Annotated in this window: 1 protein-coding gene; it reads right to left on the reverse strand. The window is 68.7% G+C overall.

The genetic code is table 11. The features are described from left to right. Positions 1 to 71 precede the first annotated feature (71 nt). Positions 72 to 441, reverse strand: a 370-nt coding sequence (locus RNB18_RS52260) for a M24 family metallopeptidase (RefSeq protein ID WP_311721086.1), incomplete at its 5' end; no start/stop codon positions are given.

A 441-nucleotide genomic window follows, 5' to 3' on the forward strand; every position in this document is an offset into this window, starting at 1 on the left:
GCTCATGGTGTGAGCGACGCGCCCTCCGAAGCCGTACGCGTACGGCAGAGGCCGATACCTACGGCAGCGGGTCAGCCCTTCAGCTGTGCCATCCACGCCTCGACCTCGTCGGCCTGGCGGGGCAGCTTGTCGGACAGGTTCCGGTTGCCGTCCTCGGTAACGAGGATGACGTCCTCGATCCGGACGCCGATGCCCCGGTACTCCTCGGGCACGGTCAGATCGTCGGCCTGGAAGTAGAGACCCGGCTCCACGGTCAGGCAGACGCCCGGCTCCAGGGTGCTGTCGACGTACGTCTCGGTGCGCGCGACGGCGCAGTCGTGGACGTCCATGCCGAGCATGTGCCCGGTGCCGTGCAGGGTCCATCGGCGCTGGAGGCCCAGCTCCAGGACCTTGTCCACGGACAGATCGCCGAGCAGGCCCCACTCGACGAGCTTCTCGGCG

The sequence above is a fragment of the Streptomyces doebereineriae genome, from assembly GCF_031845645.1.
Taxonomy (GTDB): Bacteria; Actinomycetota; Actinomycetes; order Streptomycetales; family Streptomycetaceae; genus Streptomyces; species Streptomyces canus.